Source organism: Vibrio litoralis DSM 17657 (assembly GCF_000426765.1).
In the GTDB taxonomy this organism is placed as follows: domain Bacteria; phylum Pseudomonadota; class Gammaproteobacteria; order Enterobacterales; family Vibrionaceae; genus Vibrio; species Vibrio litoralis.
In genome coordinates this window covers 440972-458779 of the sequence record NZ_AUFZ01000016.1, presented here as the reverse complement: position 1 = coordinate 458779, position 17808 = coordinate 440972, and the positions used below count along the sequence as shown (strand labels likewise).

General features: G+C 41.1%; 17 protein-coding genes. 10 read left to right on the top strand and 7 right to left on the bottom strand.

Going from position 1 to position 17808, the window contains the following annotated elements:
- Positions 1-27: 27 nt before the first annotated feature.
- Positions 28-1038 (top strand): substrate-binding domain-containing protein, encoded by a 1011-nt coding sequence (locus K358_RS0105295; RefSeq protein ID WP_027695838.1) that lies wholly within the window; start codon positions 28-30, stop codon positions 1036-1038.
- A gap of 113 nt (positions 1039-1151) precedes the next feature.
- Positions 1152-2300, top strand: coding sequence for a 23S rRNA (adenine(1618)-N(6))-methyltransferase RlmF (gene rlmF / locus K358_RS0105290; protein ID WP_027695837.1), 1149 nt, complete (start codon positions 1152-1154; stop codon positions 2298-2300).
- 79 nt (positions 2301-2379) lie between these two features.
- Here the strand turns inward: rlmF and aroG are convergent, their stop codons facing one another.
- From aroG to lplA, 6 genes are all read right to left on the bottom strand, one after another.
- Positions 2380-3435 carry a 3-deoxy-7-phosphoheptulonate synthase AroG gene (gene aroG / locus K358_RS0105285; RefSeq protein WP_027695836.1) on the bottom strand — a complete coding sequence of 352 codons (1056 nt, stop codon included), beginning with the start codon at positions 3433-3435 and terminating at the stop codon, positions 2380-2382.
- 222 nt (positions 3436-3657) lie between these two features.
- A complete protein-coding gene (locus K358_RS0105280) occupies positions 3658-4089 on the bottom strand; it encodes a PaaI family thioesterase (RefSeq protein ID WP_027695835.1) in 432 nt (143 codons plus the stop codon).
- Positions 4090-4228: 139 nt separating this feature from the next.
- On the bottom strand, positions 4229-4759 hold the full coding sequence (locus K358_RS0105275; protein ID WP_027695834.1) for a DUF3833 domain-containing protein: 531 nt from the start codon (positions 4757-4759) through the stop codon (positions 4229-4231).
- A 26-nt stretch (positions 4760-4785) separates the two neighbouring features.
- Positions 4786-5304, bottom strand: coding sequence for a chalcone isomerase family protein (locus tag K358_RS0105270; protein ID WP_211232231.1), 519 nt, complete (start codon positions 5302-5304; stop codon positions 4786-4788).
- A gap of 631 nt (positions 5305-5935) precedes the next feature.
- The gene (gene cspE, locus K358_RS0105260) at positions 5936-6145 is read right to left on the bottom strand and encodes a transcription antiterminator/RNA stability regulator CspE (RefSeq protein WP_017025742.1); all 210 of its coding nucleotides are present in this window, start codon (positions 6143-6145) and stop codon (positions 5936-5938) included.
- Positions 6146-6479: 334 nt separating this feature from the next.
- Positions 6480-7496: a lipoate--protein ligase gene (gene lplA, locus K358_RS0105255; protein ID WP_027695832.1), complete on the bottom strand. Its 1017-nt coding sequence runs from the start codon at positions 7494-7496 to the stop codon at positions 6480-6482.
- A 173-nt stretch (positions 7497-7669) separates the two neighbouring features.
- Here lplA and K358_RS0105250 point away from each other — a divergent pair, with 173 nt between their 5' ends.
- From K358_RS0105250 to K358_RS0105215, 8 genes are all read left to right on the top strand, one after another.
- A complete protein-coding gene (locus K358_RS0105250; protein WP_027695831.1) occupies positions 7670-9010 on the top strand; it encodes an alpha/beta fold hydrolase in 1341 nt (446 codons plus the stop codon).
- Positions 9011-9048: 38 nt separating this feature from the next.
- Positions 9049-9564 (top strand): GNAT family N-acetyltransferase, encoded by a 516-nt coding sequence (locus K358_RS0105245; RefSeq protein WP_027695830.1) that lies wholly within the window; start codon positions 9049-9051, stop codon positions 9562-9564.
- 214 nt (positions 9565-9778) lie between these two features.
- Positions 9779-11668, top strand: coding sequence for a PTS fructose transporter subunit EIIC (locus K358_RS0105240; RefSeq protein ID WP_038149722.1), 1890 nt, complete (start codon positions 9779-9781; stop codon positions 11666-11668).
- A gap of 237 nt (positions 11669-11905) precedes the next feature.
- A complete protein-coding gene (gene speG, locus K358_RS0105235) occupies positions 11906-12454 on the top strand; it encodes a spermidine N1-acetyltransferase (protein WP_027695828.1) in 549 nt (182 codons plus the stop codon).
- A gap of 351 nt (positions 12455-12805) precedes the next feature.
- Positions 12806-13756 (top strand): transaldolase, encoded by a 951-nt coding sequence (gene tal, locus K358_RS0105230; protein ID WP_027695827.1) that lies wholly within the window; start codon positions 12806-12808, stop codon positions 13754-13756.
- A 73-nt stretch (positions 13757-13829) separates the two neighbouring features.
- Entirely contained in the window at positions 13830-14261 is a 432-nt protein-coding gene (locus K358_RS0105225) for a universal stress protein (protein ID WP_027695826.1), read from the top strand.
- Between the two features lie 355 nt (positions 14262-14616).
- Entirely contained in the window at positions 14617-16104 is a 1488-nt protein-coding gene (locus K358_RS0105220) for a SulP family inorganic anion transporter (protein ID WP_027695825.1), read from the top strand.
- Between the two features lie 10 nt (positions 16105-16114).
- A complete protein-coding gene (locus tag K358_RS0105215) occupies positions 16115-16966 on the top strand; it encodes a universal stress protein (protein ID WP_027695824.1) in 852 nt (283 codons plus the stop codon).
- A 178-nt stretch (positions 16967-17144) separates the two neighbouring features.
- Here K358_RS0105215 and K358_RS0105210 read toward each other — a convergent pair whose 3' ends face one another.
- Positions 17145-17807, bottom strand: a complete 663-nt coding sequence (locus tag K358_RS0105210; protein WP_027695823.1) for an HAD family hydrolase — start codon at positions 17805-17807, stop codon at positions 17145-17147.
- Position 17808 lies beyond the last annotated feature (1 nt).

Here is a 17808-nt window from a genome sequence, read left to right as displayed (position 1 = left end):
TACTTTCTATAAATAGGGAATCATCACATGGCAACAATGAAAGACATAGCTCGACTTGCTCAAGTGTCGACGTCCACTGTTAGCCATGTTTTGAATAAAACTCGATTTGTTAGTGAAGATATTGAAAAGCGCGTAAAACAAGCAGCAAAAGAGCTTAATTACGCACCATCTGCATTAGCTCGTAGTCTAAAGATGAAGTGCACTAAAACCGTTGGCATGCTAGTGACAACCTCAACCAACCCTTTCTTTGGCGAAGTACTTAAAGGCGTTGAAAGACGTTGTTATGAGAAAGGTTATAACCTAATACTTTGTAATACCGAAGGTGACAGCGAACGTATGAAAGCCTCTATAGACACTCTGCTACAAAAGCGTGTCGATGGCTTAATGTTAATGTGCTCTACCCTTGAGGGTGAAGAAATTGAAATTTTTGAACGCTATCCAGAACTGCCTGTCGTCGTTATGGACTGGGGCCCAATGGAATACGCGAGCGATAAAATTCAAGATAACTCTTTCAAAGGTGGTTACTTAGCCACTCAGTATTTAATAGACCATGGCCATACCAACATAGGCTGTGTCACCGGTCCGCTACATCGTAGTCAAGCATCACTGCGTTTTGATGGTTTTAAGCAAGCCTTGCAGGATAATAACCTGACTTTAAATGAAAACTGGATAGCTCAAGGCAATTTTGAGTGTGACGGTGGTTACGATGCTTACCAGTCTCTAAAACTCAATGGATCTTTACCGAGTGCTTTCTTCGTCTGTAATGACATGATGGCATTGGGTTTAATTAATGCGGCAAACCAAGATGGTGTAAAGATCCCTCAAGATCTTTCCATTATTGGTTATGATGATATTCATCTCACCAAATACATCACGCCTTCTTTAACCACCATTCACCAACCAAAACATCAATTGGGAAAAACTGCGGTGGATACTTTACTTTATCGCCTTGAAAGCCCAGATGCACCTCAACAAGTGATTCAATTAGAGCCGACGTTGATAGAACGTCATTCCGTGCTCAAATACCAAGTAAAGTAATCAAAATGAGTTAAGCAACACACACTCTCTGTCCGGTGAAGTTGCTTGGGTATAGTCTAGAAGTGCGCTATTATTCACGCCGTTTTTCATTCTACCTATTTCTTGGAGCCCTCATGGCCACTGGACCTCACAACAAAAATAATCGTCACTCTCAAACGACTAACAGAAATAATAAGTCCAGCTCTCAGAAACCAAGATCCAATCAACCTAGAACGAATAAACCCAAAGCTAATAATAATAAGACAGCATCGCACCGTTCAAAATCACCAATACATAAAAAACCAACCGGATTGCATCCCCGTAACCTGCACAATGGTCGTTATGATTTTGATAAATTAGAAGCCGCAAATCCGGCATTAACAGAATTCGTGATCTTAAACCCTCGTGGTGAACGCTCGATTAGCTTTAGCGATCCTAAAGCGGTGTTAGCACTCAATGAAGGACTGTTAAAAGCGTATTATGGTTTAGAGTTTTGGCAAATCCCACCGGGTTACTTATGCCCGCCAATTCCGGGAAGAGCTGATTACATTCATTATCTCGGCGACCTATTAACCGCAACCAAAGAAAAAACTGATACGCTTGTCGTAGAGAATGACGAGCGCGATCCGAATGCAGGTTCAGCAAATCACAAGCATACAGTCCTTGATATCGGCACAGGGGCAAACTGCATCTACCCTATTTTAGGCTCAAGCCTTTATGACTGGAATTTTGTTGCCAGCGATATTGATCCGATCTCGGTCAAAACCGCACAATTATTAATTCAGGCGAATAAGAGATTGACGAATAAAGTGAAAGTTCGTCAGCAAGCTAAACCTAGCAGCATTTTCCACGGCATCATCAAACCGAACGACGATTTCATTTTAACCATGTGTAATCCTCCATTTCACGAGTCATTGGAAAAAGCACGTGAAGGTAGCTTACGTAAAGTGAATAACCTCAATAAAGGCAAAACTGAAGCATTAGCAAAAAATAGCCAGCCAGTTTTAAACTTTGCAGGGACTGAAAATGAGTTGTGTTATGAAGGTGGTGAGATTGCTTTCTTGAAACAAATGGCCATCGAAAGTAAAGACTTTGCCAAGCAAGTATGTTGGTTTACTAGCCTAGTATCCAAAAAAGAGAATGTGCCGTTACTACAGCAGCAGTTGAAAAAATTAGGCGCAACCAATATTCGCGTCGTTGAAATGGCACAAGGCCAGAAGATCAGTCGCTTTGTGGCGTGGAGCTTTTTAACTAATTTAGAGCAGAAGTCATTTTTTAGCTAAGGAATAACCACTAACTCCACATACAATAATGCCCAGCAAATTTGCTGGGCATTCTATTTAATCGTATTTCTAATTCGGATTACTTCGCTTTACGACGATCCGCTACTGCTTTTGCAAGTTGGCGCAATACTGTTTCTGTATCATCCCAACCGATACACGCATCGGTAATACTCTGACCATAGTTTTCAACTTTGCCATCAACTAGATCTTGACGACCTTCATTTAAGTGGCTTTCAATCATCACGCCAAAGATAGCATTTTCACCACCGGCAATTTGAGTAGCCACATCTTCTGAAACCACCATTTGACGCTGGAATTGCTTAGAGCTGTTTGCGTGGCTGAAATCAATCATCACTTTTTGGCGTAGCCCGTTACCTGCTAATTCTGATTTCACAGCAGCAACATGCTCAGCACTGTAGTTTGGCTCTTTACCACCACGTAAAATGATGTGGCAATCTGGATTACCTGCCGTTTCTACAATTGCAGAGTGGCCGTATTTAGTTACTGATAAGAAATGATGAGATGCGCCAGCAGAACTACAAGCATCTGTCGCAATTTTGATGTTACCATCGGTGCCATTTTTAAAACCAACTGGACAAGATAGACCTGATGCAAGCTCGCGGTGAACTTGTGATTCAGTTGTACGAGCACCAATGGCGCCCCAGCTGATCAAATCACCCACATATTGCGGTGTGATCATATCTAAAAACTCACTCGCCGTTGGCATGCCGCTATCGGTTAAATCAAGAAGCAGTTTACGTCCCATACGAACACCATCATTGATTTGATAGCTATCGTTTAAATATGGGTCGTTAATAAGTCCTTTCCAGCCTACGGTGGTACGAGGTTTTTCAAAATAAACTCGCATTACCACTTCAAGATCATCTTTAAGTTCATCACGTAGTACTTTTAAGCGTTTTCCATATTCGAGAGCGGCTTCGGTGTCATGAATAGAGCATGGGCCAATAACGACAAGCAGGCGGTCATCTTTATCTTCAAGAATATTATGAATGGTTTGGCGAGACTCAAATGTCGTGTTGGTGGATGTTTCAGTTGCAGGAAACTTTTCTAAAACAGCGATTGGTGGTAAAAGTTCTTTAACTTGGTTAATTCTTACATCATCTACTTTTTGCATAACGACATTGTCCTTGTTTTATGTGCATTTCAAGCCTAGATCCAATGTTAAACATCAAATTTCAATCGCTTAAAATATGTTATTTTCTTTTCCTTCTAGTTAACTTATCTCTACAAAAACATAACTTCAATCATTAATTAATGATAAGTGGATATTTTATGATTTTTCCTATGGTAAAAAAGAAAAACGATACCAACACTGTCAGTATCGCTTTTGATCTCTTCAGCGCAAAATCATACAAGTTGCCGTTGCGTGACCATATAATTTCCCTTGCTCATCTTTCAAGCAACCTTCTGAGATACCTAAAGATTTACTTAAATTAATCAAATTCCCTTCGGCAATAAGTGGTGTATTTTGCGGAACCGGTTTCAGCATTTTGACATTCAAATCGATGGTTGCATAACCCACTCCAGCTTCAAGCGCTGAATGTACGGCACATGCTGTTACCGAATCCATAATTGTCGCGAGAAAACCACCATGCACGCCACCAAGCGGATTTAAATGTCTTTCATCGGCGGTTGCTTCAAAAATCACCTTGCCAGATTCGACAGAAATTACTTTCATTGGCATCGTTTGAGTAATTGACGCTGGTGGTATTTTTCCCGCAGCCATTGCTTGTAGCACTTCTAGTCCAGACATAGTCGCAAGTGACATAACATTCCTTATTATTTATTGAGTGTAATGTCATCAGTATGAAAGAGATCTGACCACTTGGCTAAATGAAATGCTAAAAATGGGATTTATACATGATTCCTAGCTACCAATACGCGCGATGCCTAGTCTTTTTCGAGCACTATTCTTTTTCAATAACCAAGGTCACTTGCCCTACTTCAATGCCAAACTTTGAAATGCTAGTACGATTAATCAAACGTGTCGGAGTAACCAGATACATCCAATCATCAAAATGAGTTTCGAGCGTATCGTCTTTATAGGGGATCTCAACATCATAATTCCACTGAAAAACACTGCCCGAACTGCGCCCAGAAGCAATACCAATCACATCACTTGCTTCGCCTGAAATAGAGCCGTCATCATTGAGGGTGATATACCAAATTCGCTTTTGGGTTTCGCCATCATCATAAACAAAATCTTCTTCGATAACGCCTTTACTTCCTTGCCAACTTGCGTCCATATCGACAACGAGTTTTCTGGTCAGCTCACCTTTATAATCTTGCACCACACCGTAGGCTTTTAACTTGCCAGTGAAAAAGCGCTTAAAATTAAACTCAGGTTGACTACCTTTATAAACTTCAACATCGGGTGCTGAGCAACTGGATAAAGCGGCTGCTAAACAGATAACAAAAAATGATTTAATCAGGTTCATAACTACTTCCTTGAGTTTATTGATGCTTACTGTCCAATGAGTTGCTTACGTACTTTGGGATGAGAGGTATTCGGTGAAAGCCAAATCGCGATGAAAGATTCAGTAAAGCTAGGATCTCGGATCACGCCAAGCTTTTTACCATTGTAGAAAAAAGCAGAAGTCTGATTGTTCTCGACTAAAACACTTAGCGTATCGCCTTGCTTAATATCTGGCCACAACGCCATCAATTCTTGATCATATTGTCCAACAAGAGATTGCTTGCCTAGATGTTGCCACTGCTCATTAGTCGCTTTGATTATATCTTTGGCTTTAAAGTCTCTTAAATAAGACAATGAAAGTAACAATGGTAAACCCTGGGTAGTGTAGTCTCCCGATGGGTTGTATAGCCGCGCATCATAAATATCCCAAAATAAGTATGTCATGCGAGCTTCGCCAACAAGCTGTAAATTACTCGAATCAACTTGGGCCCTGCCTACCTGGCTTACCGCTAAACATCCTATAAATAGCCACTTCCACATAACATCATCGCTAGGTTGGTTAATCATTTTAGCTAATACGTTATTGAAGGGCTTTTAGATCAAAAAAGCACACCACTGAATCAGTGCTGTGCTTCATTTCCCTTATGGGAGGGTTGATTCTTAGAGAGAATCTATTTGTCTTTCATTTGAGACTGAGATTGATCACGTTGGTGTTGGAACCAAAAACGTTTTCTACCGTTTGAACGAATCATAGTTATTTTCCTTCTTATTTTTCTATAACAGCACTGAAATTACTCAATTATTTAGAGAAAATCTGTGATGCCAATCGAATACTCGTAAACGAGTACATAAGCCGGTATTAACCTATTTATTTTGATGCTGAGTTCGAGTTTCGCTTTTAGGGAATATCGATAAAACGACTTTTCGAAGACACTTTCTTTTATCGAAAGTACGGTGAACAGAATTACAACGGGACTTGATGCTAAAGCAGAGGGTCGAGTATTAATTTTTCACACTTCAAACTATGAAGTTTATAAATGGGTTATTTGGGCTTGCCTTGCCAGTTTGTTAAGCAATGTGCTTAGTCTGGTTTTTTATTTTTGTGTTACTTCTTATAAAAACAAACGCTGACTAATAAAGCCAGCGTTTATTATATCTTCCAGTGTTAGAGATAAACTCTACACTAAAAAATCAATTATTAAGCAGGAACAACGTTCGCAGCTTGAAGACCTTTTTGGCCTTGCTCTACTTCAAAAGACACTTTTTGGCCTTCAGCAAGAGTTTTGAAACCTTCAGAAGCGATAGCACGGAAGTGTACGAATACGTCAGCGCCGCCGTTGTCTTGAGTAATGAAGCCGAAACCTTTTTCTTCGTTAAACCATTTAACGATACCAGTTGTTTTAGACATATTATGTCCCTTATCTTGTGTGCAATAAATGCAGTTCATAAATGATGTCGCTAAATGCGACGGGTGCTGCGTTGAACGATTTAATGGTTTATTAAGCGAAGGGAAAATCTAATAACAAAGACAAAAACGAAGCTGTATTTGAGGATTCTACTTTTACTAAATTGTTTCATCAATCACTCTTATCAACAGAGCGAGGTAGATATTACAGGGTTTGAGAGAGATGTACACCTATTTCGTACATATTATTGAAAATAAATCTTGTTTGTGTTTTTCGTCACATATTTAATAGGCTGAATTAGTGCAAATTATCTCAAAAACTCAGCCTACCCTTTACTTAAGCTAGTTGAACTAACAACCACTCTTTTACTTGGGCTAGCTCTTCAGCATTTTGTGGGTATCGAATTGACACCTCATCTAAAGCGGTCGTTATTCCTTCTGCATTATAAACCTGCCCGGTCAAAGCCTCTTGCAATGCTTCTAGTGGTGCAGGATCTAGGCTATCGGTAAACACTTGTACTTCTTCGATGTGCGCTTTCTTGATGTTAAAATGTAGCTCTACACCACCCCACTTGAAACGTTCGTCAATATGATGGCTAAATTCAGGCGTATTACCAAAGTTCCAATGCCAATCTTGTTGCTTAGTAAAGGTCGCTTCAAAGTTTGGTAAATCCGGCATCGCCTCTTCTGAAATAAATTCCGGCTCAACTGTTTCACCATAGTAGTCAAAGAACGCCTGTTTGATCGCTTCACATAAACTGTCGTGGGTTAAAGTATCATCGAGTTGATTAAGATTAATTACGCGAGATCGTACCGAGGTAATACCTTTCGCTTGTAGCTTTTTCGGATCTGGGTTGAGATAGTCCGCTAAACGACTCATGTCCGCATTTAATAGAATCGTGCCATGATGAAAGCCTCGATCCATTGTTTCTCGATAAGCTGAGCCTGAGAACTTACGCTCTCCCTCTTCTGTTTCCACTACGAGATCATTACGCCCTGTGGCTTTACCTTCTATACCTAATGCTTGTAATGCATCTAATACAATTTGAGTAGACACGGTTTTATCGTATCCCGGCTTGCCTGCCATAAAAGTAAAGTTGCTGTTGCCAAGATCATGAAATACCGCTCCACCACCGCTTTGTCGACGAGCAAGAGTAATACCATCTCTTTCCATGCGCTGAGTATTACACTCTTTCCAAGGATTCTGCGCTCGGCCAATCACCACCGTATTGTCGTTACGCCATAAAAACAGCACTTTTTGGTCGGCACTCATTGAACGGAAAATGGTATCTTCTACCGCTAAGTTAAATAGAGGATTAGTTGAAGTAGAAAACAGCAAACGAAGTGATGACATAAAAACTCTCAGTAGTAATGCATTAATAACCAGATATTAACCTGAATGAAAAGCATCTGTCCTTAACCAAGATGTAAAATTTTGCTTTTCCAGCAGCTTTCCATTAACTCACTTCACGCTTGGTGATAAGCTCCATCAATAAAAAGTAGTTTGTTGAATTAAGGAGAATTCTAGTGCCCATTCCTCATGAGCTTGCTTCATCATTTGTTGATAATGGAATACTGTATCAACCACACCAATTTCAAGTTCCGCTTAAGCATGATGATCAGCAAAGCCAGACGATTACCGTTTATGCTCGCGAGTTAGTCAGCCTAGAAAAACAAACGCAAGATTTACCATGGCTGGTTTATTTTCAAGGTGGCCCAGGTTTTCCTTCTCCTAGAGCGGATGGACAATCGGGATGGTTAAAAGCAGCGCTCCAGCAATATCGCGTATTGTTACTCGATCAACGAGGTACAGGGATAAGCTCACCCATTACTCACCAAACACTTGAAGGTATGAGTAGTGATGAACAAGCAGACTACCTCTGCCATTTCAGAGCAGACAGCATTGTCAAAGATGCCGAAGCCATACGTAAACATTTCAATGTGGAAAAATGGGCGACACTTGGTCAAAGCTTTGGCGGCTTTTGTTCATTAACCTATCTATCGCTTTATCCTAATAGTTTATTAAAGTCTTATATCACTGGCGGCGTTCCTTCTTTAACTCGCCATGCCGATGAGGTTTACCAAGCAACTTACCTACGGGTAAAACAAAAAAACGACCGCTTCTTCCGCCAATTTCTACAGGCGCAAACCTTGTGTCAACGCATTGCAGACTACTTACTTAATCACGAAACCTATTTACCTAACGGCCAGCTATTTACCGTAGAACAATTTCAAATGATCGGTATTAACCTGGGTCGTGGCAATGCTGCTCTACCTATGTACTACCTGCTTGAAAGCGCTTTTGTCACCGTAGATGGCAAAGAAACATTGAGCTACGCATTTTTGAATGCCATGTTGGCGGAACAGGCTTACCAGACCAATCCTATCTATGCCATTTTGCATGAATCGATTTATTGCCAGCCTTTTGCTAAGAATGATTCAGAGCAAACAGCATCGGCTTGGTCTGCGCACCGCGTTCGACAAACCTACCCTGAGTTCAACTACCAAACTGGAAAGCCTTTCTTGTTTACTGGTGAGATGGTGTACCCGTGGATGTTTGAACAAATGCAATGCTTAAAACCATTAAAAGAGGCGGCAAACAAACTCGCTGAAAAACAAGATTGGTCTGCTCTTTACGATGTAGAACAGTTAAAAAAGAATACGGTTCCCATTGCTTGCGCGGTTTATGTTGAAGATATGTATGTTGAGTTCGATTATTCACGCGAAACCCTAGCAAATATACCGAACAGTCGAGCTTGGATGACCAACGAATATGAACACAACGGCATTGGTGTCGACGGTGAAACCATCTTTAACCGACTTGATGAGATGCTAAACCAAATTAGCCAACTACCAAGCCACCAATAGCCGAATCCCCTAGCCTAGGGTGTTATAAGGAAATAACAATGAAAACCAAAGTATTAATTGATCTTACTCCGCACATGGATGATCTGGTTGCACTACTAAAAGACTGTGTGGCAAGTGGCGCTTCGGTAGGCTTCTTACCACCAGTAGAATCTCAAACGGCGCAAAAATATTGGCAAGAAGTAGCAACAACTCTTACAGCAAAGCCTAGTACTCGATTATTAATCGCCGCATTTGAAGGCGAACAGTTAGTTGGCTGCGTGCAATTATCTTTGGCGAGTAAATCAAACGCTAAACATCGCGCTGAAGTTGAAAAGTTAATGGTACATACTCAGCATAGAGGTAATGGAATTAGCAAGGCTTTACTATCACACCTAGAAGAAGAAGCTCTGGTAGCCGGTCGTCGATTATTAATTCTCGATACCCGTGTCGGTGATATTGCCTCTGAACTATACAAACGCATGAACTATACCGAAGCTGGCTATATTCCTGACTTTGCTTTAAGCGCCACTGGTGAGTTAGATGGCACCACGTTTTTCTATAAGATGCTTTCTTAATAAGAACAACTAAAAGATGGTGAGTTTTCGTGATGCAGCTGCTGCGATATTCACTTTTTTGCCCTTTCGTCCACACGCATTAACAAAACATGCTTTTGTTCACACTTTAATTGGATGGGTACAATCGTCCAGTAAATGCATTTATTTTACAATTTCACACACTTTTTATAGGTGATAATGTTTTTCGCATAACAATAAATAAGCGAGAAATATTATGCACTCTCTAATCAATGAAAATCTGGTCTGCCTAGATTTAAAGTCTACCAATAAACAAGATCTCCTCTCTGAAATGGCAAACATTTTAGAAAAAAACCAATGCATCACAAATAAAGAAGACTACCTTAAAGACGTTTGGGCACGAGAAGAACTAGGCTCAACAGGCTTTGAAGATGGTATTGCGATTCCTCACGCTAAAAGCTCTGCCGTTGTTAAACCTGCCGTGGCAGTTGGTATTCATCGCACTGGTATTGATTACGGCGCGGATGATGGTGAACGATCAAACATCTTTTTCATGCTAGCTTCACCTGATGGTGGTGATAATCATCACATTGAAGTGCTTGCACAAATTTCCAGTAAAATTATTGAAGATGGCTTTCTAGATTCTCTACGCAACGCCAAAACTGAACAAGAGATCGTGGCACTATTAGCTGGATATGATGAAGTCACACAACAGCCTGTAGAGCAACCTAGCTCAACCGAACAAAAACAACCATCTCAATGGAAGCAAACCATGTCTCGCCTTAAGCAGCATTTGCTATTTGGTACTTCCCACATGATCCCATTCATTGTTGCTGGTGGTGTATTACTGTCACTTTCTGTCATGATTTCAGGAAAAGGTGCGGTACCAGAAACTGGCGTATTAAAAGACATCGCCACTATGGGGATTGCGGGCTTAACATTATTCACCGCAGTATTAGGTGGCTACATTGCTTACTCGATTGCAGATAAACCGGGCCTAGCACCAGGCATGATTGGCTCTTGGATTGCCGTTCAACATTACAACACAGGCTTCCTTGGTGCGATTGTTGTCGGCTTTTTAGCCGGTTTTGTCGTTCAACAATTAAAACGTATCAAGTTCCCTGACAGTATGGCCTCTCTTGGTTCGATCTTCATTTATCCTCTGATTGGCACATTAATCACATGTAGTATTGTTATGTGGGTCATCGGTGAACCTATCGCAGGTATGATGGCAGCTATGAACCACTGGTTAGCAAGCATGGCTGGCAGCGGTAAAGTTATGCTAGGGGCAATTTTAGGCGGTATGACAGCGTTTGATATGGGTGGTCCAATCAACAAAGTTGCTACATTATTTGCTCAAACTCAAGTTGATACTCAACCGTGGTTAATGGGTGGCGTAGGTATTGCTATTTGTGTTCCACCACTAGGTATGGCTTTAGCTACATTCTTATCGCCTAAACGTTACAAAAAAGATGAACGTGAAGCAGGCAAAGCAGCAGCAATCATGGGCATGATCGGCATTACAGAAGGTGCTATCCCATTTGCAGCGGCGGATCCAATTCGCGTTATTCCAGCAATCGTTGTTGGTGGCATGGTAGGTAATATCGTCGGCTTTATGTTTAACGTTATTAACCACGCACCTTGGGGCGGTTGGATTGTACTACCGGTTGTTGACGGGAAAATAGGCTATGTGATTGGTACTATCGCAGGTGCAGTGACAACAGCATTAATCGTTAACTTACTGAAAAAACCTGTCACCGAAGATGATACGCAAGAAGATGATTCATCCCCTATCGAATCCATCTCAGAAGAAGGTGTTGCGCAAGTACTGGCGATTACCGCATGCCCTTCTGGCGTAGCTCATACCTTCCTTGCCGCAAAAAGCTTAGAAAAAGCAGCCGCAAAAATGGGCGTTAAAATCAAGGTGGAAACCCAAGGGGCGAACGGTATTGTTAACCGAATTACCCCGAAAGACATTGCCAATGCTGAGTTTGTTATCTTTGCTCATGACGTAGCCATCAAAGATCCACAGCGATTTACCGGCATGCGAATAGTTGATACTCATACAAAACACGCAATGAATGACCCAATCAATTTACTCAAATCAAATATACAGAATTCACACATTGAACCTGTGATAGCATAGTTCTTATATTTCAATAACTAACAACTCAATGCCGATGTATCCACTACATCGGCATTTTTATACGAGTCGCCATATTTACACTGTAAAGCCAATTGTGACACTGTCACCATATCGAGCAAAAAATCTTATCAATATCTGCAATATTTCTCGTTCTTCAAAGTAACCTGAATCCTTTATACTCGAGCCAACCCAGCAATTGGGTTCTATTATTAATCATTGAATATTAAAGAGTTAATTATGCCGGACACTATCCGTATTCGCGCTTTAGAAAAAGACGATCTTAGATTTATTCATAGCCTGAACAATAACCGTAGTGTGATGTCGTATTGGTTCGAAGAGCCATATGAATCCTTCATGGAGCTAGAAAGTCTTTATGTTAAACATATCCATGATTTGAATGAGCGACGCTTTATTGCTGAGAATGGCGACCGCGAGCATGTTGGTTTGGTCGAGTTGGTTGAAATCAACTATATCCACCGAACGGCTGAGTTTCAGATCATCATTGCCCCTCACTTTCAAGGCAAAGGCTATGCACGAGAAATCATTGATCGCGCCGTTAATTACGCTTTCAAAATATTGAATATTAACAAGTTATATCTGCAAGTTTCGGATGAGAACGAGAAAGCCGTTCACCTGTATGAAAGCTTTGGGTTTAAGCGTGAAGGCTTATTGATTGAGGAGTTCTTCATGAATGGTCAATATCGAAATGCCATTCGTATGTACATGTTGCAGCGTGACTACATTAACCTGCAACATGAACCTAGTGCGATTAATGCGACTGAATAAACCTTAACGACGACTACCTCTCCCTGCACTAAATGGAAGATAATTTTCCTTCTGTTTAGTGCAGTTCCCTCCTTAAATATCACCATGTGACAATAAAACGCCTTTCTAATAAAGATTGAGATTATCAAGGTTAGTTAAGCTTTAAATCAGCCAACGTTTGCGCAAGCGATTACCCAAAATAAAGTGAGATCTAGGCATCTTTTTTCACTCACTTGGTTTGACTTAAGCTCGTTATATTTCGACTATGAATACCTAATTAAACCTTACAGACTTTGGCTTGCCATCTTGATGTCGCTTAGCTGAATTATTTTTCTTCTGTTATTTCATTTCAATTATTAGATAGGGTTATACATGAGTAGTAAATTAGAACAACTTCGCTCGCTCACTACTGTTGTTGCTGATACTGGCGACATTGATGCCATCGCAAAATACCAACCTCAAGATGCCACCACTAACCCATCATTGATTTTAAAAGCGGCGCAAATTGAAGACTATTCACGCTTAATTGATCAATCTATCGCTTATGCCAAAGCGCAAAGTGACAATGCAAACCAACAAGTGCAAGATACTTGTGACATGCTAGCGGTGACGATTGGCCAAGAGATCTTAAAAGTGATTCCGGGGCGTATTTCAACCGAAGTAGACGCTCGTCTTTCATACGATACTGAAGGCAGTGTGACTAAGGCTCGCCAGCTAATCAAAATGTACAACGATGCTGGTATTACTAACGACCGTATTTTGATCAAACTGGCTTCTACTTGGGAAGGCATCCGAGCGGCAGAAATTTTAGAAAGTGAAGGCATCAACTGTAACCTCACTCTACTCTTCTCTTTCGCTCAAGCTCGTGCCTGTGCAGAAGCTGGTGTTTACTTAATTTCACCGTTTGTTGGCCGCATTATGGACTGGCACAAGGCAAAAGAAGGTCGTGATTTTGAAGCGAGTGAAGATCCTGGTGTTAAATCTGTTACCAATATCTACAACTACTACAAACAACATGGCTATAAAACGGTAGTAATGGGCGCGAGTTTCCGTAATACCGGTGAGATTTTAGAGCTTGCCGGCTGCGATCGCTTAACTATCAGCCCTCAGTTGTTGCAAGAGCTGGAAGATAGCCAAGGTGAAGTAGTACAAAAACTAAAACCTGCGCAAAGCATTCAAGCTCAACCAGAGAAAATGACGCACGCTGAATTCTTGTGGGAGCACAACCAAGATCCTATGGCGGTTGAGAAACTGGCTGAAGGCATCCGAGCTTTTGCTGTCGACCAAGGCAAACTAGAAGCCATGATTAAAGCGAAACTATAATCCTACAACCTAGGCTTTACCTTGCTAAAATGGTCAGTTAATTACTGGCCATTTTTTGTTTATCGGAGTGCTTATGTATCTATACCCTACTGTTTTGGTCGCCATTAACCCTAATGACTTGCATGCCAAACAGCTTGTTATTAAAGCCGCAACCATTGCGAAGCAAAACCAAGCAGAGCTTCATCTTGCTTATGTCGAAAAAGGTATTTTTAATACTCACTACCTATATCGAGATGAAGGATTATTCAATTTCCATTCCGACAAAGAACTGGAGCGTATTCAACAATTGCATGAGTTGAGCCAATCTAGCCCTTACCCAGTCAAGAATATTCATTTTGCTGCGGGGGAAGTCATCAAACACTTAGAAGATTTAATTGAAGAAGTTGAAGCGAAGCTTGTCATCGTCGGTCATAGAAACAAGCTCACACACTTCTTTGGTGGTATTGAAAAAGATTTATCCGCCGATCTGCATTGCGATATTTTGCAAGTGCATTGCTTTGAGTAATATTCGAACACCTTCATCCAGATTAACCTTACAAGCGATATGACAATTTTTTATTCCTTAGTGAATAAAACTGTTATATATTCCAAGCACTATTTGCAATACATAAGGTAAAGTACTTTGCTTGTTACGCCGCCCTAGACGTACATCCTCCCAAAAGTCACCACTTTTCGCGTGACACTTTTATGCCGTTTCCACGGTAGGTACTTTGGTATAAATATCAGAGTCACCACTATTACACACAAATAACATCTCAAAAAACTGTACATACTGCCATGCTCGCAGAAAGACCACTCGTGTCTGTCTTTTCTCGCATGCTGTCTGTCAGGTTATTTACAAGTACATAATAAGGATTTCTATGCTTGAAAAAATGAAAGTAGAATGGTTCTCGAACATTCGAGGCGATCTACTGGCTGGTATTGTTGTTGCACTAGCCTTAATTCCCGAAGCCATCGCCTTTTCGATTATTGCCGGTGTTGACCCTAAAGTCGGTTTATATGCTTCTTTTTGTATCTCAGTCATTATTGCTATCGTGGGTGGTCGCCCAGGTATGATCTCTGCTGCAACTGGTGCAATGGCGCTACTTATGGTCACTTTGGTAAAAGAACATGGATTAGAGTACCTACTCGCGGCAACACTACTCACCGGTGTGTTGCAAATTCTTGCTGGCTATTTGAAGCTTGGCAGCTTAATGCGTTTTGTTTCTCGCTCCGTTGTAACCGGCTTTGTAAACGCGCTAGCCATTTTAATCTTTATGGCGCAACTACCAGAACTCACCAACGTCACATGGCATGTTTATGCAATGACGGCTGCCGGCTTAGCGATTATTTACCTTTTTCCTTACCTACCTTTTGTCGGTAAAACCATTCCCTCACCTTTAGTTTGTATTGTGGTATTAACCGCTATTGCGATCTCTTTTGGAATCGATATTCGTACCGTAGGTGATATGGGTCAGCTACCTGATACTTTACCTATCTTCTTATGGCCGGATGTACCTCTTAACCTTGATACTCTACTGATTGTGTTGCCTTACTCTGTAGGTTTAGCGGTGGTTGGTTTATTAGAGTCAATGATGACAGCAACCATAGTAGATGATTTAACCGACACCAAAAGTAATCGTAACCAAGAATGTAAAGGCCAAGGTATTGCTAATATCGGTGCTGGTTTAATGGGCGGCATGGCTGGCTGTGCGATGATTGGTCAATCTATGATTAATATAAAATCTGGTGGTCGTGGACGTCTTTCTACATTTTCCGCTGGGGTCTTTTTGATCATCATGGTGGTTTTCTTAGATGATTGGTTGAAACAGATCCCAATGGCTGCCCTTGTCGCGGTGATGATCATGGTGTCTATCGGTACTTTCTCTTGGAGCTCGATTAAAGATCTCAAAAAGCACCCTCTATCGACCAATATTGTGATGGTCGTGACGGTTATTGTGGTCGTCGCCACGCATAATTTAGCCTTAGGTGTGCTGGCTGGAGTCTTGTTAGCGACGCTATTCTTCGCCAACAAAATCGGTCGCTTTATGGTGGTGAAATCAGACATAACCGACGATGGTGTACGTAAGTATCAGGTCGTAGGGCAAGTGTTCTTCGCGTCTTCTGAGCAATTAACTGAATCGTTCGATTTCAAAGAAGTGGTTGATAAAGTGGTTATTGACTTAACTCACGCACACTTTTGGGATATTACCTCGGTCTCTTCACTCGATAAAATCGTCATCAAGTTCCGTCGTGAAGGCGCTGAAGTGGAAATTATTGGCATGAGCGAAGCAACCGAAACCATTGTCGACAAGTTTGGCGTTCATAACGATCCCAAAGAAGTTGAAAAATTGATGGCTGGTCACTAAGGAGAGAACTATGAATAAGATTATTACCTGTATCGATGGCTCAACTTATGCCAATGCCGTCTGTCAAAGTGGGATTTGGGCTGCTAATAAGCTCGATAAAACCCTACTATTCTTACATGCCATTGAAAAAAACAATCAGTCCACCAGCGAAGATTTGAGTGGCGCCATTGGTCTTGGTGCTCGTTCTTCATTATTAAAAGATATGGCCTCGCTGGATGAACAAAGAAGCAAGCTTGCGGTAGAAGTTGGCAAAGATATGCTCACTCATGCTTCTCAGATTGCAGTAGAACAAGGTTGCCAGACGGTAGAACAAACTCAACGCTACAGCCACATCGTAGAAGCCATTATTGATCTAGAGTTTGAAGCTAGACTGATTGTCATTGGCCGCTCAGGTGAAGATCACGATAAAGGCTTTAAAAAGCTTGGTTCTAATATCGAAAAAATCATTCGCCAAGCACACACTCCTATCCTCATTACCAATAAGGAATTTAGCGAGCCTAAAAGTTTTATGTTGGCTTATGATGGCCGTGAAACCGCAGATAAAGCGGTTCAACGTGTTATTGACGGCGGGTTATTGCATGGTCTTACTTGCCACCTAGTGACAGTAAAAAATAGCCAAAATGACTTAGCGGATAAATTCAAAAAAACTGAAGCTTTATTAATTGAAAATGGCTTTGACGTTAAGTCTCAATTTTTAGAAGGTAATGTGTTTGATTCTCTGATGGATTACAAAAGAGATCATGAAGTAGACATGTTGGTGATGGGCGCTTTCTCACACTCTAAACTTGCACAAATATTTCTAGGCAGTAATACCCTAAAAATGTTGGAGCATACTCACCTGCCATTATTGATTTTGCGTTAATATCTCCGATTAATGCAGATAAACGCTGAATAGGTAAAGAGTCGCACATAAGGCGACTCTTTATTCTTTCATTAATATCCCAATACATAGTGCCAATAAACTAGTAGTGATACTAAACTAGTAGGGACAACAAGCTAATACCGACCTATCACGCGATCTATTATCACACGAGCCACTATCAAACACTCCATTCCAACACTTGCCAGTTTTCTTGATCAGAATGAGCTTTTAAAGCTGGGCATGGATTCACTAAATACGCATAATCGGCAAACTCACACAAAGGTAAGTCATTGATTGAGTCAGTATAAAAATGGATTTCGGAAAAGCATTCTGATTGACTCTTAATCCATTCTTTCAAGCGCAATACTTTGCCCTCACGATAGCTTGGAATACCGGAAATCTCAGGCGTATAGCAACCTTGTTTCGTCACCAAATCAATCCCTAAAGCATGGGTAATTCCAAGATGCTGCCCGACAACACGAACCAAAAACGACACGCTAGCAGAAATAATCACCATCTGAGCTTGTTGCTGTTTAAGCTGCTCAATCAAGCCTTTCGATTGAATAAACTGCTTAGCCAAGATTTCTTCCACCACACACTCTTCCACCAGCTGATTAACCTCTTCAACCGGCAAGCTTGCTAAAGGGGCAATCGAGAACTCAAGATAATCTTGCATATCCATTTTCCCTTGAGCATACAGACTCATTAAGCGCTTATCTTGCTCAAGAAAACTTGCGTCAGTGATAATGCCTTTACGCACTAAAAAAGCATTCCATAACATCGCACAATCAGCATCAATTAACGTCTCATCCATATCAAAGACATACAAAGGTTGTGTCATG